At 42.8% G+C, this 23,883-nt stretch carries 21 protein-coding genes and 3 tRNA genes; 13 read left to right on the top strand and 11 right to left on the bottom strand.

The window, feature by feature from the left end:
- Window positions 1-19: 19 nt before the first annotated feature.
- A complete protein-coding gene (locus tag VFA52_03455; GenBank protein ID HZS43245.1) occupies window positions 20-1,093 on the bottom strand; it encodes a thrombospondin type 3 repeat-containing protein in 1,074 nt (357 codons plus the stop codon).
- Window positions 1,094-1,108: 15 nt separating this feature from the next.
- On the opposite strand from VFA52_03455, the gene VFA52_03460 reads away from it, so the two are divergent.
- From VFA52_03460 to VFA52_03470, 3 genes are all read left to right on the top strand, one after another.
- Entirely contained in the window at window positions 1,109-2,092 is a 984-nt protein-coding gene (locus VFA52_03460; GenBank protein ID HZS43246.1) for a peptidoglycan-binding protein, read from the top strand.
- Window positions 2,093-2,095: 3 nt separating this feature from the next.
- Window positions 2,096-3,289: a D-Ala-D-Ala carboxypeptidase family metallohydrolase gene (locus tag VFA52_03465; GenBank protein ID HZS43247.1), complete on the top strand. Its 1,194-nt coding sequence runs from the start codon at window positions 2,096-2,098 to the stop codon at window positions 3,287-3,289.
- A 121-nt stretch (window positions 3,290-3,410) separates the two neighbouring features.
- Window positions 3,411-5,162, top strand: a complete 1,752-nt coding sequence (locus VFA52_03470) for a peptidoglycan-binding domain-containing protein (protein ID HZS43248.1) — start codon at window positions 3,411-3,413, stop codon at window positions 5,160-5,162.
- Here the strand turns inward: VFA52_03470 and rsmA are convergent.
- Genes rsmA through VFA52_03485 form a run of 3 tightly spaced genes read right to left on the bottom strand, consistent with a single transcriptional unit; the run spans window position 5,145 to window position 8,464 of the window.
- On the bottom strand, window positions 5,145-5,942 hold the full coding sequence (gene rsmA / locus VFA52_03475; GenBank protein ID HZS43249.1) for a 16S rRNA (adenine(1518)-N(6)/adenine(1519)-N(6))-dimethyltransferase RsmA: 798 nt from the start codon (window positions 5,940-5,942) through the stop codon (window positions 5,145-5,147). The two genes, VFA52_03470 and rsmA, sit on opposite strands and share 18 nt — an antisense overlap.
- A 4-nt stretch (window positions 5,943-5,946) precedes the next feature.
- Entirely contained in the window at window positions 5,947-7,872 is a 1,926-nt protein-coding gene (locus VFA52_03480) for a UvrD-helicase domain-containing protein (protein ID HZS43250.1), read from the bottom strand.
- 22 nt (window positions 7,873-7,894) lie between these two features.
- A complete protein-coding gene (locus VFA52_03485) occupies window positions 7,895-8,464 on the bottom strand; it encodes a hypothetical protein (protein ID HZS43251.1) in 570 nt (189 codons plus the stop codon).
- A gap of 288 nt (window positions 8,465-8,752) precedes the next feature.
- On the opposite strand from VFA52_03485, the gene VFA52_03490 reads away from it, so the two are divergent.
- The gene (locus VFA52_03490; GenBank protein ID HZS43252.1) at window positions 8,753-9,784 is read left to right on the top strand and encodes a peptidoglycan DD-metalloendopeptidase family protein; all 1,032 of its coding nucleotides are present in this window, start codon (window positions 8,753-8,755) and stop codon (window positions 9,782-9,784) included.
- A 54-nt stretch (window positions 9,785-9,838) separates the two neighbouring features.
- Here the strand turns inward: VFA52_03490 and VFA52_03495 are convergent, their stop codons facing one another.
- The 6 genes from VFA52_03495 to rpsO form a co-directional block, all read right to left on the bottom strand.
- Entirely contained in the window at window positions 9,839-11,401 is a 1,563-nt protein-coding gene (locus tag VFA52_03495; GenBank protein ID HZS43253.1) for a YifB family Mg chelatase-like AAA ATPase, read from the bottom strand.
- A 53-nt stretch (window positions 11,402-11,454) separates the two neighbouring features.
- A complete protein-coding gene (locus VFA52_03500) occupies window positions 11,455-11,820 on the bottom strand; it encodes a TraR/DksA C4-type zinc finger protein (GenBank protein HZS43254.1) in 366 nt (121 codons plus the stop codon).
- Window positions 11,821-11,851: 31 nt separating this feature from the next.
- Window positions 11,852-12,862 carry a hypothetical protein gene (locus VFA52_03505; protein ID HZS43255.1) on the bottom strand — a complete coding sequence of 337 codons (1,011 nt, stop codon included), beginning with the start codon at window positions 12,860-12,862 and terminating at the stop codon, window positions 11,852-11,854.
- Between the two features lie 26 nt (window positions 12,863-12,888).
- Window positions 12,889-14,997 carry a polyribonucleotide nucleotidyltransferase gene (locus VFA52_03510; protein HZS43256.1) on the bottom strand — a complete coding sequence of 703 codons (2,109 nt, stop codon included), beginning with the start codon at window positions 14,995-14,997 and terminating at the stop codon, window positions 12,889-12,891.
- A gap of 160 nt (window positions 14,998-15,157) precedes the next feature.
- Window positions 15,158-15,697 carry an NYN domain-containing protein gene (locus tag VFA52_03515; GenBank protein HZS43257.1) on the bottom strand — a complete coding sequence of 180 codons (540 nt, stop codon included), beginning with the start codon at window positions 15,695-15,697 and terminating at the stop codon, window positions 15,158-15,160.
- Window positions 15,698-15,724: 27 nt separating this feature from the next.
- Entirely contained in the window at window positions 15,725-15,991 is a 267-nt protein-coding gene (gene rpsO, locus VFA52_03520) for a 30S ribosomal protein S15 (protein HZS43258.1), read from the bottom strand.
- Between the two features lie 103 nt (window positions 15,992-16,094).
- Between rpsO and xerA the strand changes: the two genes are divergently transcribed.
- The 3 genes from xerA to VFA52_03535 all read left to right on the top strand — a co-directional run bounded on the left by xerA (window position 16,095) and on the right by VFA52_03535 (window position 18,454).
- Window positions 16,095-17,015 carry a site-specific tyrosine recombinase/integron integrase gene (gene xerA / locus VFA52_03525; GenBank protein ID HZS43259.1) on the top strand — a complete coding sequence of 307 codons (921 nt, stop codon included), beginning with the start codon at window positions 16,095-16,097 and terminating at the stop codon, window positions 17,013-17,015.
- Window positions 17,016-17,148: 133 nt separating this feature from the next.
- On the top strand, window positions 17,149-17,604 hold the full coding sequence (locus VFA52_03530; protein HZS43260.1) for a hypothetical protein: 456 nt from the start codon (window positions 17,149-17,151) through the stop codon (window positions 17,602-17,604).
- A gap of 79 nt (window positions 17,605-17,683) precedes the next feature.
- Window positions 17,684-18,454, top strand: a complete 771-nt coding sequence (locus VFA52_03535) for an exodeoxyribonuclease III (protein ID HZS43261.1) — start codon at window positions 17,684-17,686, stop codon at window positions 18,452-18,454.
- Window positions 18,455-18,904: 450 nt separating this feature from the next.
- Here the strand turns inward: VFA52_03535 and VFA52_03540 are convergent, their stop codons facing one another.
- Window positions 18,905-20,398 carry an HD domain-containing protein gene (locus tag VFA52_03540; GenBank protein HZS43262.1) on the bottom strand — a complete coding sequence of 498 codons (1,494 nt, stop codon included), beginning with the start codon at window positions 20,396-20,398 and terminating at the stop codon, window positions 18,905-18,907.
- A 67-nt stretch (window positions 20,399-20,465) separates the two neighbouring features.
- Between VFA52_03540 and VFA52_03545 the strand changes: the two genes are divergently transcribed.
- From VFA52_03545 to VFA52_03570, 6 genes are all read left to right on the top strand, one after another.
- Window positions 20,466-20,537 (top strand) — tRNA-Arg (locus tag VFA52_03545).
- A gap of 190 nt (window positions 20,538-20,727) precedes the next feature.
- Window positions 20,728-20,798: transfer RNA gene (locus tag VFA52_03550), tRNA-Gly, on the top strand.
- Between the two features lie 426 nt (window positions 20,799-21,224).
- Window positions 21,225-21,605: a YraN family protein gene (locus VFA52_03555; protein ID HZS43263.1), complete on the top strand. Its 381-nt coding sequence runs from the start codon at window positions 21,225-21,227 to the stop codon at window positions 21,603-21,605.
- Window positions 21,606-21,667: 62 nt separating this feature from the next.
- Window positions 21,668-21,740, top strand: a tRNA-Pro gene (locus tag VFA52_03560).
- Between the two features lie 385 nt (window positions 21,741-22,125).
- A complete protein-coding gene (locus tag VFA52_03565) occupies window positions 22,126-23,004 on the top strand; it encodes an MYG1 family protein (protein HZS43264.1) in 879 nt (292 codons plus the stop codon).
- A gap of 96 nt (window positions 23,005-23,100) precedes the next feature.
- Window positions 23,101-23,811 (top strand): hypothetical protein, encoded by a 711-nt coding sequence (locus tag VFA52_03570; protein HZS43265.1) that lies wholly within the window; start codon window positions 23,101-23,103, stop codon window positions 23,809-23,811.
- Window positions 23,812-23,883: the final 72 nt, after the last annotated feature.

The following is a 23,883-nucleotide window of genomic DNA, read 5'->3' on the forward strand; positions in this document are numbered from 1 at the left end:
ACTTCCCCTCTTTTAAAAATTAGATGTTATTCCACATCAATCCAGGCTCATCTTTATTGAAGATTATAGCATTTTCCCGCAGATATTGGGCAATTTTAAGGTAGAAAGTGGGTAAAATATTGCGGTTGTTCTGATAAAGTTTAGCGTCCAGCACTCCTTTTACGGGGTCGGTCTGATAATTATTCAAATCTGAAAGAGCTACATACATTTGATTGTAACCGTTGACGATCGAAAGATGGATTTCTCCTATTTCATTCGGTACGGCAATTTTAGAAAGATCATTTGCCAACTTTTTATAATAACTGGCGGATTGATCGTAGGTTGGATTGGAAATGAGTAAATAATCGTCCGAATCTTTCTGGTAAACTGAAGCAAGGGCGTTAGCGTAAGTTTTAATTTGATCTTTAGATGGAGAGTTTATGATATTCAAACTATCCAAAGTATATTTTTGAGCGGCTGGCGTAGAAGAGGGAACGCCGGAGAGAATATTTTGAATTAAAGTGCTTTTGTCCGGTTCTGAAACTTTACCGTTTTGATCTTGAGCTGTTAGATAAGAAGTAAAGAAATTTTTGGAGAGACTTTGAGTGAGATTGTTACTGGCAGAATTGTCGGTAGAAACGGCGATCTGTACGGCAGTGGTGATACGCGAATCTCCCGCTGAAAGGTAATCAGTGTAAGGCGGCGAGGCTCCGTTCGAACTTAGTTTGCTTGGGTCTCTTCCTTCATTTACTTCTACCCCGTCCAATGTGCCGTCACCGTCCGTGTCTGGATTTTTTGGATTGGTGTGCCAGATATTTATTTCCGCGTAATCACTCAAGCTGTCGCTGTCGGAATCTTTCTGGTTTTGAAGATTGTTTGCGGCTGAATATGAGAGATTTTTCTCGCCCAAAACCGAACTGGCGATATGATTTTTAGAAATAAAGACAACTAAAATTACCACTAGAGCAAGAATGCCGAGATAAAGGATTTTTTTACTTGGTTTTTTACTGTTTGGAGTCAAGAAAGTAAGCCTTTTAGCTATTATAGCATGGGGAAGCAAGCGGCCGGCCGTATCTTCGGCCGGCCGCTTGCTTCCCCAATCATTGTGCGCCATAATTAAGTCGTCTTTATGAAAAAATTTTTCATACCCCTTTCTTTTACTCTGTTATTTCTCCTCTTATCATTATTCTTTATCTCGGAAACAAAAGCCCAGAATACTACTTATATCCCGCAAGGTAGTTTTCACTACGGTGCCACTGGATCCGAAGTAGAACGGCTTCAAGACGCTTTAGTTGTCTTAGGCTATCTCCAACTCTCCTCCAGCGATTATGATAATGGCGGCTATGGTAGTTTTGGACCGAAAACTCGAGCAGCGCTAGCTCAATATCAAGCGGATAACGGAATTTTTGGCGGAAACAATGGATATTATTACGGCCCCCAGACACGTCAAAACCTCCAAGACGATCTAAGTGTTTCAGCAAGCTCTAATCCCAATTCAGGATTGGCCGTTCAGCCTACTGTTCCTGGAGCGAATGGTGGCATATCTTCTAACGGCTCTACTCAAACTTCGCCACCGCCAGTTGTTAACGGAAACCCTACTCAGTCGAACAATTCAACCGCCAATCCTCCCGCTTCTCAGACAACTACTTCTTGTTTTAAACCGACCACTTCTGTTCCCTCTTACACATTACAAGCTCGAGTTACTTATTTCTACCCAGGTGACGGATCTTTCGGGGGTTGGGGAACGGCTACTAATTTAGATCTTCATAATTTTGTTCTCAGTCAGAATTCACCTTACTTTCCATACCCTTGTCGTATCTTTGGAGCAGCCGCCGTGGATCCGCATCTTATTCCTTATGGAAGTTTAATTAAAGTCTCTACTCCTTCGGTTGGAGATTTCTATTACATTGCTGCCGACACCGGTCCAGATGTGGTGTCTCGCAAAGCTTCCATAAAGTCCAGATCGTACGGAGCAGATGGCAAACCGCTTCCAATTGTGGACTTATTTAGTCAAACTCCGAATTACAATGCATTCAACAGTGTTGTAACCATTACTCCGAAATTTTTCACGATCAGTGGGGGTAGCTACAATGTTTCTGGTGGTTCAATTTAAACTATGTTACTCAAAACTAAAATTTTTTTACTGTCCCTCTTGATTTTCAGTCCAATTTTCTTTATTCATGCCGAAAACTATCTTTCCATTTCCGCTTCCTCCACCTTCTCCCGCGATCTGGGCCTAGGCAATCGTGGCCAGGATGTTGAAAATCTACAATGCATTTTAGAAGTCAGTACACCCACAGGCTATTTCGGTCCGATTACCCAAGGAGCTCTGGTGCAGTTTCAAAATGCTCACGCCGCTGACATCCTAACTCCGGCGGGGTTAACTCAAGGTACCGGTTATTTTGGGGCCAGGACTCGAGCCTTCATTAACACACAATTAGCTCAAAAAGGAGCAACCTCAACTACTCCAACTTGTCCGACGTATGTACCGCCTGGTTCCACCCCAACTCCTACTCCAAATCCTTTACCAAACCCACAACCAACACCGAATCCAAGTCCTAATCCCAGCCCAACCCCGACCTCATGTCCAACTGGCTACAGTTGCACCCCAACTCAGCCCGCTAATTGTCCTATCGGTTATAGTTGCTTACCTACACAACCAACCTTCAATTCTTATGGACTAAACGGTTACGGGAATATCAGTGATCCTTACAACAATCCTTACTCCGCTTACAGTCCTTCTATAAACGCGAATGCTTACACAAACCCGAATATTAGTCCGTTAGTTGGTCATGCTTCTCCCAATAATCAATATGCTGCATATGCCGAGGACGTTAATCCAGCCGAGCTTCAGGCTTATCTGAATCACGGTTGGTATTACGGTAAAGACAATGGCGGAAATGATTGCCGAATTGATCCCGTAATCGAATTCTTGATTGAAAAAGTGCCGAAGCTTTTCCCATGGGCACAGGTCAATAGCAGTTGTAGAACGCAAGCATATAACAACCAGGTCGGAGGCTCTCCATCCTCTGCGCACATTACCGGTGAGGCAGTAGATTTTGGCAGTCAAAGTGGTATGAGCGGCCTCCTAAACAGTACCGATCCAAAATGTCCGGCCAGCATCAAAGCCAATTGTTTGGGTCAGGGGCAGCAACTAGTTATCTGGGCTCAGCGAAACGGCGCTATCTTAGGATTACATCAAATCATTTTCGACGGAGTCTTATACAATTCTCCCGACGGAATAAACTGGACAAATAAACCATATACTGAATACGGGGGTCACTATGACCATGTTCACCTTGGCCGCTAATACTGAGGGAACAGCTCATTCGATATACATCCTGGACTGTGACAAAAAGCAGCGACCAAAATCAAAGGCCGCTGTTTTCTTTCTCTTGTTGCCTTTTTCTATTGGGGTATAATTACTTCAAATGAAAAACAAATCTATTTTTTTCAGTCTTTTAATAGCCGCTCTCTTAATCCTGTTCGCTAAAAATTTTTCCTCCCATATTTTGGCCCAAAGTTACTCAAGTCTATTTAATAATCCTCAGACCACTACAACCACCACTACCACTACTCAAACCACCGGCACCTCCTTTACACCGGTCTATGCTAATAGCCGCTGGTCCGAAGATACAATGCGAAGCTATTTCGGCCAGTACAACATTAGCGTAGGGAACGGTGCCACGGTATATGGTTTGGGAAACTTTGCTGTTACCGGCATCATTTCTTTGAAAAAAACCACTGACTATTACAATGCTGTAGTTCGCGGATCGAATACGCCAGCCAATATTGTAGTTGTACGAGCTACCGAAACTTACGGAATAGACAAACCTGTTCTTGATGTTCAAACCGACGCCGTCTTGGATAATTTCATTACTACTTTGGCCACCAATCGCGGCAATACTTCAAGTGGCAATCTCTATCAGCTCGGGGACGATTACTTCTTTCAGCAAAGCGGCTACTGGCACATCATCTTCGGCCCCTCAAATGGCGCATTTGTTAAAAACACCATTGCCTTCTTTGGTATCGTCCGCGACAATTTCAATGTTCAGCATCCGACTTTGACTAACACCAATGTCCCCTCTTCCGTTAATTTTTATCGAACCCTTTCACTTGGATCGAGCGGATCGGACGTCCGAGATCTTCAAAAACTTCTTAATACTGATCCTTATACTCAAGTCGCCCCAAGTGGTGCCGGCTCTCCCGGAAACGAATCAACTTACTTCGGTGCTCGCACTCAAGCGGCGGTCAAAGCTTATCAATACAAAAACAATGAAATCCTGGATGCGGCCGGCATCACTACTCCTTCCGGCATCGTTGCTTCGTTCAGCCGCGCTCATCTCACTGCATATTGGAATTATCTAAATACAAATTTGCGCGGCACCGGTCATTCTCCGGTTTTGCAATACCCAACTCCAACTAAACCACTTCAGGATATTCCGTTAAACGGCACTTATCCGGCCACGACTGTTTCTGCTACTTCCACCATAACTATTACTCCGACAACCACCCCAATTGCTGTTATTACTACTCCTAATGCGCCAACTTATAGCGGCTCATACGGAGACCTGCCAGTGCAAGGCAACCCTAACGACTCACTGAATAACTTGCCGGTCTTTCAACAGCCACCAGTGGTTAATGGTAGCAATGTTACAGATCCAAATAACTCCGCCAATCAATCGAGCGCCCAACAGCCGTCATTACTTCAAAGCTTACTACCAACCATTCTGCAGACAGCTACTAGATTTTTGACGGGTAGTACGGGAGGATTAGGGGGACCTTCTGCTCTACCTGAATTTGGAGGCCATACTCTCTATAATTCAGTTTATGACAATAGTCCTTATAAACCGTGTGGAGTTAGCGCAGCAGTTTCTATTGTAGTAAACGATAATTCGGCCAAACCCACCGGAATTAAACCCATTGTCTTGGCACAGTCTCCCTCAACACTATTAATTAATGGATCTCCTCCTATAGGAGCTTGTGTTTTGGGTAGTTATACTCCAAGTGGCGCTGCAGCTATTGCTGGCTGTCAAACCAAAGTCAAAATAAATAACCAGGATGTTGTGGTTCCCGGAACAGGGCAGGCCCTCAATATTGACCCACAATTCCAGCCTTATAAAGTACTTCCGGTTACGGGTGCTATCGGTATGATGAATCAAAATTCAGGAGCTTGTCACTAAACTCCTCCAATTTTCTAAACTCAAATCCTCTGCCCGAGATTTTTCCGAAAGGCCGCAACTTCGGAATTTCTCCGGCCAGGAAATGGCGCCGATAGGCGCCATTTCTTTTAGATTACTGACGAGAAATTTGCGCTTGTGGGCAAAACCGGCCCGCACCAGATCGAAAAATTTTTCCTCATCAATTTGATTATCGTGAAAAATTTTTCTGGAAATATCTTTAATTAAAAGAATGGCCGAATCTACTTTCGGTGCCGGCGAAAAATACTTCGCCGGCACCGTTTTAATATATTTCGGCTCTCCATAAGCTTTAACACTAATCGAAAGCAGGCTTTCTTTGCCGTCTTTCGCTACGATTCTTTTCGCCACTTCCTTTTGGAGCATCAAAACCATCAATTCCGGTTGTAACTTAGCCGTGAGGAACTTTCGCAAAAAAGTACCAGTAATGTAATAAGGAATGTTGGCGATAAGCTTATAGCTTATAGGGATTAGCTTATAGAAGTTTTCAAAATCAAAATTTAAGATATCCTGATGGATTAACTGAAATTTTCCACTCTTTATCTCATTTGAGAATTTTTCTTGAAGTTGTTCAATTAATCGATCATCTTTTTCTACGGCAATCACTTTAGCTCCGGTGGTCAGCAAGGCTTCCGTCAACACTCCTTTTCCGGGGCCAACCTCAAGCACTAAATCTTCTGGCTTGAGGTTGGCCACCTTTATAATTTCAATTACCGCCGCTTTTGACTTTAAGAAATTTTGACCGAGTGATTTTTTTGCCCGCATAGAATTAATCGTAATGAATAGTTTTTTCGCTCAAATTCTCTTCCGGCTCCAATAGTTCCTCGTCAAGATCAATAATAAATTCAGACGGAATGCTAATTCGTTTGGACCCGTAGATGGTGCGCACCGAGGCATAAGATAAATACAATTTTTCTTTTGCTCTGGTCAGAGCCACGTAAAAAAGTCGTCGCTCCTCTTCCTGATTTTCCTCGCTTAACTCCTCTTCAGATAACCGAAGATGCGGAAAAAGCTCGCTTTCGAGCCCCGAAATGAAGACATAAGAAAACTCCAGACCTTTTGAGGCATGAACGGTCATTAATTTTACTGATCGTCCCCTTTCTTCCATCTCATCTTGATCAGTGGCTAAGGCTGCGTCGGCTAAAAGCTCTTCAATTCCCTCCTGTGGTGCCAGAGCATCATATCGGGTCGCCAAGGTTACTAATTCTTTCATGTTTTCCAAGCGCTCCTCGTCTTCTTCTTTGCCTTTTTTATACATTTCTTCCATACCGCTTTCTTTAATGATGTATTTAATAGTATTCGAAGGTTTTTCTTTCAGAGCTTGAATTTGAATTCTCGACAAAAGATTTCGAAATTCCGCAATTTTCTTTTTTATTGCTGGCGAAAGAGCCTCCTCTCTGTTAGAAGCAATGGCTAAAAGAGTAACTTTGCCCAAGCCACGAGCTGGTACGTTAATAATTCTTTTAATATCGGAGAGACTGTCAGGATTAAGAGCCGCTCGCAAATATGAAAGAACATCTTTCACCTCCTTTCGTTCAAAGAAGCGTACCCCTAAAATTTGATAAGGAATTTCCCGCATTAAAAACATTTCTTCAAGTACGCGAGACTGGAAATTGGCGCGATAGAGAACGGCAATTTCTTCCGGCGCCACCCCACCCTCAATTAATTCGGCTGATTTTCGAGAAATGAAATCGGCCTCATCAATTTCATCATATGCGCTATAAAGCCCAATCTTAGCGCCACCCTTTTTTCGAGTAAAAAGATTTTTCTCCTTGCGATGAACATTTTTCTGAATGATTTTATTGGCGGCTTGAAGAATGATTTCGCTAGAACGGTAATTTTCTTCCAGCAGAATAATCTTGGCTTCCGGATAATCCTTTTCAAAATTTAAAATATTCCGAATATCGGCCCCCCGCCAGCTGTAAATGTTCTGATCAATATCTCCAACTACGCAAATATTTTTTTCTTTCTCGGCCAGAAGTTTGGCAATCATATACTGCACTCTATTAGTGTCCTGATACTCATCAATGTGAATGTATCGCCAGATTTTCTGGTATTTTTCCAGAATTTCTCGATTATTTTTTAAAAGATCAACCGTTTTCAATAGCAAGTCATCAAAATCCAAAGCTCTTTCTCGTTTTAGAATTTTCTCATACTCCTGCCAAACTGATGCCGCTATTCGGCCAAAATATTCACGGCCCACGGACTCAGCGTATTCAGTCTGATTAATGTTATTACCTTTTTCTCGGGAAATTACGTGCAAAATTTTAGCCGGCTCAAATTTTTTCGGATCCAGATTAAGAATCTCAAGAGATTCTTTGACCGCGCGCTTGGAGTCCGCGCGGTCAAAAATCGAAAAGTGTCTCGGCAAATCAAGTAGCCGCGAATTTTCTTTTATGATGTGCACTCCTAAGGCGTGGAAAGTGGAAACAAAAGGTCGTTCAAAAAAAGAAATGGGACGATTAAGTTCCTCGTCGCTCTTAAGAAGATCAAATACTCTTTCGCGCATCTCCTTGGCTGCTTTGTTGGTGAAAGTAATGGCCAAAATAGAATGCGGCGAAACACCCTCCTTAATTAAATGAAGAATCCGATGGGTAATAGTCTTAGTCTTTCCGGCACCCGCACCGGCCAAAATTAAAAGCGGACCAGAAGTGGTTAAGACCGCTTCTTTTTGCCGTTCATTTAAATTTTCCATCAGGAAAACTATAACACACTGGCTAAGCAGCCTTCTTCTTAAAAGATTCCTCTTCCGCTTTCCTTTCTAGAACAGCCAAACTAAGCTTGGCTATTCTATCCAAATTCTTTTCAATTTGTTTTTGATTGCCAAGTTCTTGGAGGTTTGTATTTTCAGCTTTTAATTTTTCAATTACTACCGGCGCTTCCTTTAGAAACCAATCTAAATCGTTCCTGAATGAGGGAGCTTTCGAGAATTTTACAATTTTCTTTGACTCGTTTGGTTCGAAGAATTCAGGCTTAAAAGCATTCGGAAAATTTTTATCAAGATAATCAATTAATTTATCAACCCTGCTCTGCAGATTATCTGATTGATAAATATCTCGCCTCTCTTCATTTTCTTTAAATTTCTCTACCTTTTTCCCATGCGGACGTTCTTTTTGTCGATGACTTTCTCTCGAGGCGGCGCCTGGACTCTCAGTAGATTTAGGGCCATCATTTTTCAGATATTTTTCCACGTTTTCTGCCTGTCTAAGTTGATTTTTCTCGGCATTTTTAATAAAGGCATTTTGAAGGTCAGCCAACCCCTCCGGTTCAGGCTTATTTTCAGGCATTTTTTCCATGATTTAAAATTATACCTAATTTTTTGATTAGGCGCAAGGGTGAAATGGCTCAAAATAAGGCTAGATTTGTCCACACCCTACCGGCCAAAGCATTGACAGGCTTGGCCCATAAAATATCATTATGTCTATCACTGATATCATGCCAATTGGGTGAGAGGGATCCCCCGATAGAAAGGCAGCAAATTCTGATTTATCATTAATTTTAGGCTTATTTTATCCAACCGTCGGTCTACTGTTTCTTATACTAAACGTCTTTTAACTGGCCTCTTCTACGGAAGAGTGATCTTTGCTTTGATTGTTATTTCCCTCCCCGCCAATAGTCAGGCCAGTGTTTTCTTCTTTGTTAACGGCCTATTCTCAAGCGCTAGAGCCGCCGATGTCACCCCGGCAACCGCTCTTAACTCCCAGAAAATAGCTCTATTGGAGCCCGTTTTGAATATTGACCCAAATCCCACCAAAGCTAGCTCAACCTTAGCTGTTGAAAATAACGCCCTGGTTACGGAAGCCGGTCCGGTAGGCGGCGGAGCCCAAGCTTTTAATGATTCTGCCTCTTCGGACCAGATTAGCCTCTATACTGTTCGTGACGGAGATACCTTGCCCGGTATCGCCAAAATGTTTGGAGTATCAGTCAACACTATTTTGTGGGCTAACGATTTGAAGAAGGGTGCCACCATTCATAAAGATCAAGTTTTAACCATCCTGCCAGTCTCCGGAGTGAAATATACAGTTAAGAAGGGAGACACCTTAGGAAGTATTGCCAAACAATTCAAGGGAGATGTAAATGAAATTGCCGTCTTTAACAACCTTGAAGATGGGCAGAGCCTTTCTCCGGGAGACGAACTGATTATTCCTAACGGCGAAGCCAATTCTGTAACACCTACAGTTTCTACTTCTAAAGCAAAGACAACCGGTTTGATAGGTTCAGCTGGAACGTCCGTTAATTTCAATGGCGGGCCGGTTGACTCCGGGGCCTTGCGACGCCCAATTGATGGTGGAGTTAGAACACAAGGTATTCACGGTCATAATGCCGTTGATCTAGGCTCTCCGGTTGGAACCCCGATTCATGCAGCTGCCGGTGGAGTAGTATTGATCAGTAAGAATAATGGTGGCTGGAACGGCGGATATGGAAATTACGTGGTAATCTCTCACCCAAATGGTGTACAGACGCTGTATGCTCACATGAAATCCACCACCGTTTCAGTTGGTGAGCACGTCGCTCAAGGAGAAACTATTGGTTACATTGGCATGACTGGCGACACCTCGGGCCCTCACGTTCACTTTGAAGTTCGAGGAGGAGTAAATCCTTTTTAAGAAGTTTTAGATAAGAGCAAGATTAAGAGGCCAAGCGCAACGCGCTTGGCCTCTTTAAATTTCCACCTTTTTAGGTCGGTATTGCAAAGCCTCGAGCATATGATTAACTTCCACCTCTTCTTTCTCTTCCAGATCGGCAATGGTGCGAGCCACTTTAATCAAACGATGATAGGCTCGAGCCGAAATATTAAGTTTGTAAGCGGCCTGATCTAAAATTTCCCGCACTTTCTTCTGAAGCGGTACTAAGGTCAGAAGATCTTTCGGCCGAATCTCGTTGTTAGTTAGAATGTTCAAGCCTGATTTAGCTAGCCTCTCCTTACTTCTAGCTCGCGCCTTGAGAACCCTCTCTTTAAAATCATCTGTCGTTTCCCCACTTCTTTCACTTCCGAGCTTTTTGTAATCAATTTCACTCACTTCAAGCCAGAGATCAATTCGATCTAAAATTGGTCCGGAGAGCTTGCGCTCGTAATTTAGCAAGTTTTGGCTGCGACAGAGACATTCTTTATTTTTACTTCCTCGATTACCGCAGGGACAAGGATTCATAGCTGCCATTAAAATAAAATTGGCCGGAAAAATAGCCGAACTTTTAGTTCGGGCTACGCTAACCACCTTTTCTTCAAGCGGCTCTCTCAAAGCATCAATCACTCGTCGGTCAAATTCCGGAAATTCGTCCATAAAAAGCACTCCGCGGTGTGCCAGAGTTACTTCGCCGGGTTTGGGAATAGTGCCTCCACCAATCAAGGCCGGATAAGAAGAGGTGTGATGTGGCGATCGAAACGGCGGATATAAAATCAAAGGCGTGTTTCCGAGATTGCCGGAAACGGAATGAATGGAAGTTACCTCGAGCATTTCCGAAAAGGAAAGAGGCGGGAGAAGATGACAGAAAGCCTTAGCCAGCATCGTTTTGCCCGTGCCAGGCGGACCAAACATTAAGACATTGTGAGCCCCGGCGGCGGCGATTTCTAATCCTCTTTTGGCTTTTTCCTGACCTCGAATGTCGCCAAAATCAATTTCATATTCCGTCATTTCATAGAGAATGGGAGTGGAAGGCGCGGGCGAAAGTTTTGGTGGAGAAGAAGCGGCCGGCTCCGCCGGCCGCTTCTCATTCAAATGCTCCACCGCCTCTTTAAGAGTGGCTACTCCAAAAACATCTATGTCGGTAATAATGGCCGCTTCTCGCACATTCTCCATCGGCACATAAACTTCTTTAAAGTGGTGCTGCTTTGCCTCGATTACCAAAGGCAAAACACCTTTAATAGCTCTTAGCTTTCCATTGAGCGACAATTCGCCTAAAAATAACTTCTCTCTCGGATCAAATTTAATATCGTCAGCCGCCAATAAATATCCCAGTGCCATAGCTAAATCAAAATTCGGTCCCTCCTTTTTTAAATCGGCTGGAGCCAGCGAAATTACCACTTTCTGATTTTTATGTTTTGGTGAAGTAAAGCCACTGTTCTTAATGGCCGCTCCGATGCGATCTTTTGATTCCTCGACCGCTTTATCCGGCAAGCCCACTACTGAAAACTGGTAAAGTCCTTTAGCTAAATCAACCTCAATATCAATAACGCGCGCTTGGAGCAGATGACTTTGAGCGCTATGAACTTTGGAAAAACTCATGCCGCCCATTTTAGAATGGGCGGCATGAACATCCCTTAAAAAAATTATAAAAACTAACTTAACTTAACGTTCAAGTGAGCTTTGCAGGTTCTGGCCGCTGGATTGGCTTTCAATCTGTCTGCTTCAATCTCCGCCTGACAGACTTCGCATTTTCCATAAGTACCCTTTTCGATCTTATCCAAAGCTAAATTTATATCGTTTAATTGAGGCTCCAACTCTCGAAGAATGGCCGCATCTCCCTCAATATTGCCAATTTTATCAGCCACTTCGTTTCGATCAGAAGTCAAAATATCCAGATTTTCAGCAGCTGGCTGCCAGTCGTTTGGATTATCAGGATCCTGCCGACTCAGGCCTTTTAATTCGGATAACAAAGTTTGCTTTTCCGATTCCAATTTACTTTTGAAAAAATTTATATCCATACCTGAAGTATACCAAGAATTAAATTCCTGCCTATTGAAGCTGTTTATTTTGTAAATAACGGCTCAAAATCTCATCAAAAGCGTTATGACTCTGGACTAAAACAATCGTATTGGGATCGAGGAAAGAATAAATAAGCAGAATATTACCATTCTCGTCTAAAAGAGTTCGCGTGTCGCGATTGTCAAAGACCTCGTCCTTAAATGGAGTGGGCACAAAATTTGGATTTCCGTTTCCTGTCGGTAAACCAAAGAGGGCAGCCAGATCAGCTTGCATATTACTCTCCCATTGCAACATTCCGGAAAAAGCATTTTGATAGGAGTCAGTTTTTAAGATTAAAAACGGTTCCGGCCCGTTAGAATTTTGATAAAACCCCACAAGATAGCCGGACAGAGAACGATACAATGAACCCGGCAGACGTGCCTGCAGCAGATTCATGAAATCCTGAGTCGATAAAACTTTCCGCCCCACTTGATCAACCGAAGTAGCGTTGCCTAAATTACCTCTGACGGTGACAACGACACTTTCCACGGAGCCGCTATCAAGACTAAGTGGTTTAATAGCTTGAAACTGACTGAGAAAAGATTGCAGAGTGACGCTATCCAATTTTATTTCAACCTGTTTATCCGGATGAATAATTTCGTGAGGCAGGTTTACGGTTAGAACCCCGGTGTTTTTGGTTTTGCTAATCAAAAAATAGCCGACGATTAAAAAACCGGCCACAACTAAAACCACGCTGGCAGCAATGATCACCACGCGTTTTTTAGATTCCTTGCCAACTGCTTCCGCGGTCAGACCCTGTTTTTCTTGACGGCGTTTTTCAGCCACAGCCATCTTGATAACGGAGACATTGTCGCGTTGAATTGCCTCCGCCACATCGCTTTGATAGGTCTTTATAGCCTTAATTGAACCTTCCTGTTTTTCTTTTTTGGCTTCAGCTAAAGCCTCCGACAGTTTTTCCGCCGGACTTTTATCGGTTAGAGGTTTAGACGGCTCCGAATTATTGGGAGGGGGATTATTTGGAATAATAGGATTGACTTCCATCCCTTAATTTTACCTTAAATCAAGAATTAAGAGGACGAAGCCGGATTTTTAATGAAATCTGGATCAGCTCGTTTAATGGAGAGATTAATTCGGCCCCTTTCATCAACTTCTTTTACAACAATGGGTACTTTTTGGCCTTCCTTTAAAACTTTAGAGACGTTTTCAACTCGAAATGGAGCAATCTCCGAGATGTGAACCAGCCCTTCGGTAGAGCTACCGATTTTCACGAAGGCTCCGAAATCCATAATCTTAATAACGGTCCCTTCAAACCTCTCTCCCGCTTTATATTCATGAGTCATCTCCTCAATAATACTTTTGGCTTTTTCCGCTGAACCTTCCTTGCCCGTAAGATAAACCGTTCCATCATCTTCAATATCGATTTCAGCTCCGGTTTTTTCCTTAATATCTTTAATTGTTTTTCCACCCCCTCCAATTACCAAACCGATTTGATCCGGTTTTATTCGAATGGAAATAATTTTTGGCGCTTTTGAAGAAATATCAAGTCGCGGCGCCGGAATTTCTTTTTCAATCTGATCAAGGATTTGGAGCCGTGCTTTTTCAGCTTTTTCAAAAGCTTTTTCTAAAATATCGAGCGGAATGCCGTCAACTTTTACATCCATTTGAACAGCCGTTACTCCTTCACGAGTCCCAGCCACTTTAAAATCCATATCACCATGATGATCTTCGGGGCCTTGGATGTCAGTCAACAGGACATAATTTTTTTCATCCTTCATCATTAAACCTGAAGCAATACCGGCTACCGGCGCTTTAATTGGTACGCCCCCATCCATGAGAGCCAGGGTAGAAGCGCAAACCGAACCCATGGAAGTGGAGCCGTTTGAAGCCATAGATTCTGAAACAAGGCGAATAGTGTAAGGAAATTTTTCTTTATCCGGAATGACGGCTGTCAGGGCCTTTTCCGCCAGATTACCATGACCGATCATTCGGCGATTGAGACCGCCCATGCGGCCTGTTTCTCCCGTAGAAAACGGAGGAAAGTTGTAATGATGGAGAAAGCGCTTTTCAGTCTGAAGCTCCATGCCGTCAATAGTTTGAGAATCTCCCGGGCCTCCTAAAGTTAAGGCTGAGAGCACGTGAGTGCCACCTCGGTAGAAAATGCCGGAGCCGTGAAGCATGGGAGAAAGGCCGCCGGCCTGGACGTAAAGCGGCCGGATTTCGTCGAGGCCGCGGCCATCAGGCCGGCGGCTTTTTTCAACCGCTTCACGATGGATAAGATCGTTAACCTTTTCCTCAAAATATTCATCGGCCAGCGAGACTTTTCCTTCCGGAAAAGTCTCATTATACAAAAGAAGCCACTCGTCTTTCAAAGCATTTGCTTCTTTCTTGCCGGGTCCGGAAAAAACGGCCGCCTCTAATCTCGGCTCTATCTTTTCGGCAAAGAGATCAGCAGCTTTTTCTTCAAATACTGGAAATTCTACAATTAATTTTTTCTTGCCGCGTTCAGTGATAATTTTTTTCTGGAAATTCTGAATTTTTTCAATTTCCGCTGAAGCCAGACGCAAGGCCTCCATAACAATTTGATTGGGCACTTCTTTGGAACCCACCTCAATCATGTTGATGTTGCCGTCTTTGCCACAGGCCACTAAATCCAGATCAGCTCCTTCTCGGTCAGTGTAAATAGGATTAATTATCAGATTAGCCTCCCCTTTTCTGCGACCAATTCGAACGGCACTGGCCGGCCCATTCCAAGGAATATCTGATACACCTAAAGCTAAGGAAGCCGCCAGAACGGCTAAAACATCCGGATCATCCTCATCAATGGAAAGCACCATTAGCACTACCTGCACATCGTGACGCATTCGGTGATCGAAAAGTGGGCGAATAGTTCTGTCCACCGCGCGGCCCGAGAGAATAGCTTCATCCGATGGGCGGCCTTCGCGTCTGGTGAATTGACCACCAAGAATTCGTCCGGCCGCATAAAATTTTTCCTCGTAGTCAACTGTTAGAGGAAAGAAATCACCATCTTTTGGTTTCTTCGACATGACGGCCGAAGCAAAGACTACCGTATTGCCGTACCGGATAATAACTGAACCATTAGTCTGGTCGGCTAGATCATTAAATTCAGCTGTAAGAGTTTTGCCGCCAAACTCCACTGAATATTCTTTTTTTTGCATGACGCTCTGTAGCGTCCAAATTCTAAATTTGAAGAATAATTCCTAGAACCTTCTTCAAACCTACTTATTTGAACGCTAAACTTACTATTAATAAAATAAAGATAACACAGCTATAGGAATTTAAAAAGGGCCGGCCTGCGGCCGGCCCTTCGTATTAAAACTATTGCGCTTGCCGCGGACCACTCCTTCTTCCCGCCCCGCCCATCAAGTATTTTCGCGGACTACTATCCAAATCTAAAAAATCATCTACCACCTCTTTCAATTTTCCGGAAGCGGATTTACCGAAGGAAACTCCTTCCACCTGGCAGCCATTCATCTGTAGATACTCAACTAAAGGTATGAAATCTCCATCTCCAGAGACAATCACTACTGCATCCAATTTAGGGGCTAATTTGATGGCATCTACCGCCAGACCAACATCCCAGTCAGCCTTCTTGGAACCGCTGGAGAAAATCTGGAGATTTTTAGTTTTAGTCTCAATCCCCATTTTTACCAAGGCCTCAAAGAAGTTTTTTTCATCTCCGGCTTCAGTGGTAATAACATAAGCCACCGCCCGCACCAGAATTCTTCCGGCCAAAGCGTCCTTTAATATAGCCCCAAAATTCACTCTCGCCCGGTAGAGATTTTTGGCGCTGTGATAGAGATTTTGTGCATCAATAAAGATGCCAACCCGCTGCTCTTTATGTTTTATAACGGCCATCGCTCCAGATTAACTAGTTTTTCCAGTCTACTTTTTCAGATCAAGTTTCTTCAAAACGCTTTGATATCGTTTTGGATCTTTCTTTTGAAGATATCGAAGATGACTTTGGCGGTCGGCCACTAACTGAAGCAAACCACGTCGAGAATGATTGTCTTTGAGATTTTTCTTCAAATGTTTAGCCAACTCATCAATACGCCTACTTAAAATAGAAATTTGCACTTCCGGCGAACCAGTATCGGTATCGTGAACCCGACTTTCTTTGATCACGCGCTGTTTTTTAGTTTTCGTTAACATGGAACAATATTAACATAAAACTGGAAATTTTACAAGTTGGCTCAACAGAGCGGTTTTAGGGCGGCGGTCTTCGACCGCCGCCCATGCTATAATATTTTGCGACATGACCCTTGAAGATTTAAAAAGAGATTTCTTGGATCACTTGGAGATTGAAAAAGGCCGCAGCTTGAAAACTCGTGCCAATTACAGCCACTATTTAGACAAATTTCTATTTTTCGCCAAACTGAAAAACCCCGCCGATATTAGCGAGGACCTCATTCGGGAATACCGTCTGTGGCTTAACCGTCAAAGTGACGGGAAGGCCGGCACTTTAAAAAAGCGCACTCAAAACTATTATTTAATTGCTCTCCGAGCCTTTTTGAAATATCTGGCCAAACGAAAAGTCTCATCTCTCTCTCCAGACGTTATTGAATTGGCGAAAGTGCCGGAGCGCTCGCTTGATCTGATTGGAGCGGAAGACTTAAAGAGATTGATGAAGGCTCCCGACGATGAAAAGGACGAATTAAAAAAACTCAGAGATAAAGCCATTTTAGAGCTCTTTTTTTCTACCGGTCTCCGAGTTTCAGAGCTCTGTTCCCTCTCTCGCGATCTAGATCTCCGCAAAGACGAATTCTCAATTCGCGGCAAAGGTGAAAAGGTGAGAGTGGTTTTTCTTTCGAATGAAGCGAAAGAGGCGATAAAAAAGTATCTAGATAAACGGGTAGATGTGGAAGATGCTTTGTTTGTTCAGCTGAAGAGCCCGATTGGTAACAAAACCGAAGCCAAAGAATTGCATCGGTTAACTGCGCGTTCAATTGAAAGAATTGTTAAACATTACGCTATTAAAGCTGGTATTTCAAAAAAAGTGACGCCGCATGTTCTTCGCCACAGTTTCGCCACCGATCTTTTGGAGAATGGGGCAGATTTGCGAGCCGTTCAAATGCTTCTTGGCCACGCCAACATCACTACTACCCAAATTTATACTCACATTACTGACAAACACCTGAAGGAAATTCACAAGAATTTCCATAATAAGAAAAAATAAGAAGGATTTGGCTGCTTCGCCGCCAAACTCTTCTTGACGAAAAGGCAAATCGTAGTAAGGTTGTCGCTGGGTCACATTTTTTGTGAATGGCTCATTCAAAACCTAACCGTAAAAATTCAAAAAAAGGAAAATAATGATTGCAGCAAGAGAACAAAGCTACCTATCCATTCGTCTGCCTGGAGGTAAAAACCCAGAGCTTCGGCGCATCGAAGATAGGCTTAATCAACCTCTAATCGAAACTCGGCATCAGATCAATGAAGCCCAGTCTACCTTGGAGGCTTGGTATGAAGGAAGAAATGGCCACAAAGACGCGGCCTACCAACTTTTCGGAGCTTTCTGGCGTGATCACTCCAAGAAAGAGATTTCGGTAAATGAACGGGGTCTGGTGGCGGAGGTCGCCTTTTACGCCGAAGGAAGCTCAAAAGCGGCTGTGATTTTTTTCCGAATCGAACCACAAAAAGCGGTAATGAAAAATCGGAAAGAAATTCTGCCCGAATACAACTTATTGGTCCGAGCTCAAGTTCGGCGAATGGTTGATGCCCTACGCAATACCAGCGACAGCTACGGCAATATCACCAAGGTTGTCTAACAGCACATTATTAGCTAGTCGTTCTTCAAGGGACGACTAGCTTTTTTATTTTTTCTCAATTTCACGCTAAGATTGTTTCATGAAAATCATCTCATGGAACGTTAACGGCATTCGAGCTTGGCATAAAAAGGGCTATTTAGAGTGGTTTTTAAAGGAATCTCCCGATATTTTCTGTCTTCAGGAAACCAAAGCTCATCCGGAGCAGCTTACGGAGGAACTGCGAAACCCAAAGGGCTACCACTCCTATTTCGATCATTCAAAGGGACGTAAAGGCTATAGCGGCGTCGCGGTTTACAGCAAAATTAAGCCGGAAAAGATCGAATACGGCCTGGGAGTAAAGGAATTAGACCAAGAGGGGCGTTTCATCGCTCTGCATTTCAAAAAATTTGTCCTGATTAACACCTACTTCCCTAATGGCGGTGGCGGTCCGGTTCGCCTTAAATACAAACTTGATTACTACAAGGCGTATTTAAAATACGCCGATAATTTAAGAAAAAAAGGCCAAAAAATCATCTTTTGCGGAGATATCAATACTGCTCATACCGAGATCGATCTGGCCCGCCCTCGTGAAAACGTTTCACATACAGGATTTCTGCCTATAGAAAGGGCGTGGTTAGATAAGGTAATAGAACATGGTTACATTGATGTCTTTCGTCACTTTTACCCCCATAAAACTGGCGCTTACACCTACTGGGATTCTTACAGTTTTGCTAGGGATCGAAACGTCGGTTGGAGAATTGATTATTTCTTCGTTAGTCCGGATCTAATCAAAAAAGTCAAAAATATGGCTATTTTAAGCGACGTTTTTGGCTCGGACCATTGTCCTATTCTTTTAGAAATCGACATATAAGCAGACTTCTAAGTTATCCCCAGCCTTGTCCTTTACATGTCCTTTAGAAAGCCTTATCATAAAGGACAGATTCTAGCAGCGAACGTTATTAATCCCTCTTGACGCAAGCTTGCTAAAAGTTCGTTCCACATAAAGGACATTTTGTAAGATATTTTCTCGGTTGAATTCCCAAACAAATTTTTTACCAATTGGCAGACGAGTGTTTTCTCCGGAAAATTCTCTCCTGCTAAATTACCTCTTGGATTCAAACCCGTGGAAACTTCACTCGATGTCACTTTATGCTTCAAAAGCCGCATCGCGCCTTCATCAATAGCCGCCTGCGGCTTTTCTCTTTCTCCTCCTAGGGTTGAGAAAGGAAAGGATAGTCTAACGAATGAAAATAACCTCTCTTTTGCCGAGAATTTGGTCCTCCAACCTCTCGGAAAAGAGAGGTTATTGAAATAAGTTAGACTATTGTACCCAATATTTCTTTCTTATTTCCTTCACTTCTTCTTCCTGTAATCTCTCCTTCCTTTCCTTTCCTTTCTCCCCTATCTTTTTTAATTGCTCCTCAGTTAATTTGCTTAAATCTACTGCCCTCTCATAAAGGTGTTCTTTAGTATTCAAGGAAGGATCTTCCAAAACTTCTTCAAGCAAGGCATGCAAAATATAGCCAATCTTTGGTCCGGAAGGTAAGTTTGCCACCTCCATAATTTTACTGCCATCAATTTTTAACATCCCGACTGAAACCGGGTCATGCATCACCTCTTCAATCATTGATTTGTATTTTCTCAAGCGATACGGATCTTCTTTTGGTCTTCCCGTACCAATACGGTCGCAAATTCTGAGATTCATAAGATTCCAGACGTTCTCCTTACCCACATTTTTAAGCAAGCGTCTGACAGCCGACAAAGTAATTTGGTCGGGATCGGAGAAAAACATGTGCCAACGAATTAGTTTAGTTACTTCTTCAATTAATTTATTCGGAAAGCGTAAATCATTTAAAATTTTAGCAGCCACACGAGCTCCCACTACATCATGCCCGTGAAAAGTCCAGTCTTTTTTCTCGTTTGACCAGCGTCTTGATTGAGGCTTGGCAATATCATGAAGCAATGCGGCTAACCGAATTTCTAGCGACCACCCCTTGTCCGCCGCCGCTTGCAAGCTTTTTAATAAGTGTTCAAAGACGTCATAAGCGTGGGCTTGGTTTTGTTCAATTCCGGAAGCTTTCTCCAGTTCAGGGATAATAAACTTCAACACACCTAGGTTTTTAGCCGTTTTTAAGGCATCAGCCGGTTTAGCGGACATTAAAATTCTAACGAACTCTTCTCGTATTCTCTCTCGGGCAATGTTCTTCAGGAGACCCGCATCATTTTTAATAGCCTCTTCAGTTTCTGGGGCAATCTTAAATCCAAGTTCAGCTGAGAGTCTGATGGCTCGTAAAATTCTTAAACCATCTTCTTTGAATCTCTCATTCGGATCTCCTACGGTTCTAACAATTTTCTTTTCAATATCTTTTTGTCCTTGATAAAGGTCAACCACTTCCCCATCATAATTTTCTTTAGCTGTTGCAACAATTTTCAGAGCAATGGCATTGATAGTAAAATCCCGTCTCTTTAGATCATCTTCCAGATTTTGACTAAATGTAACGGAGTCAGGATGTCGATTATCCGAATAAGTGGCTTCCAGACGATACGGAGTCATCTCCACCACTTTCAAAGTTTCATCCTCCGCTTCTTCATTAACTACTCCAACTGTTCCATAATCGTTTTCATAGAAGGTTTTATCGAAATTTTGAATGATCTCTTCGGGCGTGGCGTTTGTAGTAACATCCCAGTCTTTCGGCTTGCGCTCCAAAAGCAAATCACGAACACAGCCACCGATTAAATAGGCTTCAAAACCAGCCTCTTCTAATTTCCTAGTTATTCGTGAAACTTCCGGCGGAATGGAGAATTTTCTAGACATTTAATGATGATATTTTATTATAGCTTTGGCCTTTTCACTAATTTTGAAGTATTATATTTCAACTATTGCTCCCGTGGTGAAATGGATATCACGCGACGCTTCGGACGTCGTATTGTGGGTTCGAGTCCTGCCGGGAGCGCAAGCCAGAAAATCTGAACTTCTTCAGATTTTTGCGGACTTGCGCTGGCCGGAGCGATGTCGCCCGGTTCTAGGCGACCGCGAGGCGGGGTCGCGAACACTTAGTATTTTGCAAGATTTAAGGCCGCAGCAAAAGACTTAGTGATTCGTGACCGCAAAACCAGTTTTAAGGTTATATAATAACAATATCCGCGGGTATGGTTTAGTGGTAGAACACATCCTTGCCAAGGATGAGACGGGAGTTCGATTCTCCCTACCCGCACATTAAAGACATTTCTAGTGCCAGATGGCGGACGAGAATCTTTGAAAGAGTTCGATAACTCTATGATACCAAGACAGCTAACTCTAAGATCTAGGAAAGAGTTTTTATCATATTTGTCTGTCTACCTGCTCTAAATTCCAACAGGTCTGGCAAATGGGATTTGTCTTATATTTGTCCTAAACCCAAAAATCGAAATGGCTTAAAATAAGGCTAATTTTCAATTTGCTGTGGATAACTCGGGGGATATGTGTATAAAGGACATAAAAATGACTTTTATGACCTTTTGTATAGGAGAAACATAGAATAAATAGGGTATTTATGTTTCACATGAAACGTTACTTATGAAACTTTCCTTTAAGACTTCGAACTCTCAACCTTTATGAAAAATTTAAGAAAATTTTAGGCCCATTTTGATTTAATTGTTTCATGAATAACCAAGGTATAGGACATATTGGAGAAAGCTTAGCCTGCAAATTCTTATGCAATAAAGGATTTAACATCATTGGGCGGAATTTCTTGAGAAAATGTGGAGAAATAGATGTCATAGCTCGAAAAGAAGGTGTCCTGCACTTTATTGAGGTCAAAACTGTTACTTGTGAAAACCTGAATGTTATTCATGAAACAAATACCTACCGTCCCGAGGATAATATTCATTTATATAAAACAGAGCGACTAAAAAGAGTAATTCAAGTTTATTTAGTAGAAAACTACATTAAACAGAATTGGCAATTTCATGCCATTACGGTTTTATTCGATCCTATAAGAAGGGAAGCCAAGATAGATTTCTTAGAAAACCTTGTCCTTTAGCGGGGTGTCTTTTAGGAAAATTAAAAAATGTGTGTTAGACTTTTTCAATCTTTATTTTTTAACGGGGCGTGGTGTAACGGCTAACATTCTTGATTTGGGATCAAGCGACTCCGGGTTCGAATCCCGGCGCCCCGAAAATTGCAAAGCAATTTTCGTCGACCGGGATTCGAACCCGGAAAACTAACGCCCGGGTCGAATAATTCTATGGTAGCAAGTCTGTAAACTCGAATGTTCGGATAATGTTACACATTTTCCCGGCGATCAAATCTAAATAAAAACAAACCCCGCAAGACGTCTTGCGGGGGGCTGTAGAAAAGATTGCATTGCCCGGTAGGCTGCCACCTTATCTTTCTTTGGCTCAAAACGGTCAGGTTGCCATCCGGCCTGTCAAAAGGCCAACCGTGTATAAGCTTGTAAATAGTATACATTATATATTAGGAATGTCAAGAAATTCTTGTGTTTTATAATTTTTGGTATAGTATTGTTTCTGTTAATTTAGTATTAACTTTTTATTTTTAACGTGAAAATCGTTACTCATAGTGGGAGTTTTCATCAAGACGAACTCTTTGCTTTAGCCGCTCTGCAGATGGTTTATCCTGATGCCGAGATTATTCGAACTCGTGATCCGGAAATTATTTCCAAGGCGGACATTGCTGTTGATATTGGCGGCATTTATGATCCGGCCAGTAATCGTTTTGACCATCATCAGGAAGGGGGAGCGGGAAGACGCGGCAAGAATGGCATGCCGTATGCTTCTTTCGGTTTGGTTTGGAAAAAATTTGGCCGGCAAATTTGCGATGGGCGCGCCGACATAGCTGATCTGGTGGATCGAAAAATGATTCAGGCTATCGATGCGGCCGACAACGGAGTGATGGTTTACGCCCCAGTTAATCGTGAGATTCAGCCGTATTTATTTGATAACTTCTTGAACGCCATTACTCCGACGTGGCGCGAAGGTAAAAGTATTGATGATGCTTTCAAACAAATTTTGAGCATCGTGAGATTAGTGCTTGAAAAAGAAATTGAGAAAGCTAAATTCTTTTTTGAAGAAACTGAATTGGTCCGCCAAGCTTATCGGGAATCGGAAGACAAAAGAATTATTGTCCTTGACCACCCGTATCCTTGGAAGAGTGTTTTAACAAAATATCCGGAACCGCTTTTTGTTATCTATCAGGATCAAAATACTGATGAATGGGTGATTATGGCAGTCAAGAAAGATCCGCGAGCTTTTATTTATCGAAAACTTTTTCCGGCCAATTGGGCAGGGAAGATCGGCAAGCCTCTGGCAGATGAAATCGGCATTCCGGATGCGGTTTTTTGCCACAACAAACGCTTCATTGCCAAAGCCTGGTCCAAAGAAAGCGCTATAAAGATGGCTAAAATAGGCCTTAATACGTAGAGCTCTTGATTTTTACGTTAAGTATGATATAATGCAAAAAGAAGCTATTCATTCCGAATAGTCCTCACGAAACAATTTACAAAAGGAGATCGTACTTTGATACCCAAATTTAATCTTAAGGGCAGCATTCCAGCGCTGGTCTTAAAATGGTCAGTGACTAATCCTCACCTTGTACCGCTTGGAGCAGTTTTTACTCGCAGTAAGAGTAAAAAAGATTATCAGAAACGGGCCGAAAGGGTTTTCGGTATATCCACCGTCGATGAAATAGGAAACTCTGGATTTGAATTGCCGGAAACCAAAATCGGACGAGTCGGAATTCAGAGCGTAGAGAATCTGATGAATCGATTTTTACGGATCGAACATCGGATCAGCAGGAAACCCGATCACATTCCCAAGCAGGCCATCTTGTTTTTCTTTGTTCTCAATGAAAAAGATTTACAGGAGGCTGTGCCCATGTCCGGCGAGCACGCTCAAGCCCTCAGATGGTTTGCCATGCAAACCTTCGAAGGCTGTCGAATCTGGAACAATGGTGAACGAGTAGTCATTGATTTGGTCAAGCGTTTGCCGGAACAGAAAGCGGTGCACTGTATGGATTTACGTTCAGACAGTAAGCATGGCTGGCAGCTCTGTTGGGTGCCTCTTCCGGAAGGTGTTAATCCCGCGCCCACAGCGACACATCCAAAATTCCTGACAAAGGAGTATGTGGATTATCAACGGCGGGCAGAGGAAAAACTTTTCCAGCAAACTCGCAGGTCTCTCGAAAACCTGTTTGAGGTTGCCGACAGGCAAGTGGCTATGGCCAGATAAAAATTCAAACCGCGCGGAAACGAAGTTTCCGCGCGGTTTTTGCTTAAGCGTTTATATAATATAATCAACAGA

The sequence above is a fragment of the Candidatus Paceibacterota bacterium genome, assembly GCA_035652395.1.
In the GTDB taxonomy this organism is placed as follows: Bacteria; Patescibacteriota; Minisyncoccia; order Phycocordibacterales; family CAJBRS01; genus JADGRH01.

Excerpts from the sequence above, each read along its gene's own strand:
- xerA (HZS43259.1), top strand. The coding sequence starts at position 16,095 with ATGACCCTTGAAGATTTAAAAAGAGATTTCTTGGATCACTTGGAGATT.
- VFA52_03540 (HZS43262.1), bottom strand. The coding sequence starts at position 20,398 with ATGTCTAGAAAATTCTCCATTCCGCCGGAAGTTTCACGAATAACTAGG.
- VFA52_03535 (HZS43261.1), top strand. The coding sequence starts at position 17,684 with ATGAAAATCATCTCATGGAACGTTAACGGCATTCGAGCTTGGCATAAA.
- VFA52_03555 (HZS43263.1), top strand. The coding sequence starts at position 21,225 with ATGAATAACCAAGGTATAGGACATATTGGAGAAAGCTTAGCCTGCAAA.
- VFA52_03510 (HZS43256.1), bottom strand. The coding sequence starts at position 14,997 with ATGCAAAAAAAAGAATATTCAGTGGAGTTTGGCGGCAAAACTCTTACA.
- VFA52_03460 (HZS43246.1), top strand. The coding sequence starts at position 1,109 with ATGAAAAAATTTTTCATACCCCTTTCTTTTACTCTGTTATTTCTCCTC.
- VFA52_03465 (HZS43247.1), top strand. The coding sequence starts at position 2,096 with ATGTTACTCAAAACTAAAATTTTTTTACTGTCCCTCTTGATTTTCAGT.
- VFA52_03530 (HZS43260.1), top strand. The coding sequence starts at position 17,149 with ATGATTGCAGCAAGAGAACAAAGCTACCTATCCATTCGTCTGCCTGGA.
- VFA52_03515 (HZS43257.1), bottom strand. The coding sequence starts at position 15,697 with ATGGCCGTTATAAAACATAAAGAGCAGCGGGTTGGCATCTTTATTGAT.
- VFA52_03470 (HZS43248.1), top strand. The coding sequence starts at position 3,411 with ATGAAAAACAAATCTATTTTTTTCAGTCTTTTAATAGCCGCTCTCTTA.
- VFA52_03500 (HZS43254.1), bottom strand. The coding sequence starts at position 11,820 with ATGGATATAAATTTTTTCAAAAGTAAATTGGAATCGGAAAAGCAAACT.
- rsmA (HZS43249.1), bottom strand. The coding sequence starts at position 5,942 with ATGCGGGCAAAAAAATCACTCGGTCAAAATTTCTTAAAGTCAAAAGCG.
- VFA52_03485 (HZS43251.1), bottom strand. The coding sequence starts at position 8,464 with ATGCCTGAAAATAAGCCTGAACCGGAGGGGTTGGCTGACCTTCAAAAT.
- VFA52_03455 (HZS43245.1), bottom strand. The coding sequence starts at position 1,093 with ATGGCGCACAATGATTGGGGAAGCAAGCGGCCGGCCGAAGATACGGCC.
- VFA52_03495 (HZS43253.1), bottom strand. The coding sequence starts at position 11,401 with ATGAGTTTTTCCAAAGTTCATAGCGCTCAAAGTCATCTGCTCCAAGCG.
- VFA52_03480 (HZS43250.1), bottom strand. The coding sequence starts at position 7,872 with ATGGAAAATTTAAATGAACGGCAAAAAGAAGCGGTCTTAACCACTTCT.
- rpsO (HZS43258.1), bottom strand. The coding sequence starts at position 15,991 with ATGTTAACGAAAACTAAAAAACAGCGCGTGATCAAAGAAAGTCGGGTT.
- VFA52_03505 (HZS43255.1), bottom strand. The coding sequence starts at position 12,862 with ATGGAAGTCAATCCTATTATTCCAAATAATCCCCCTCCCAATAATTCG.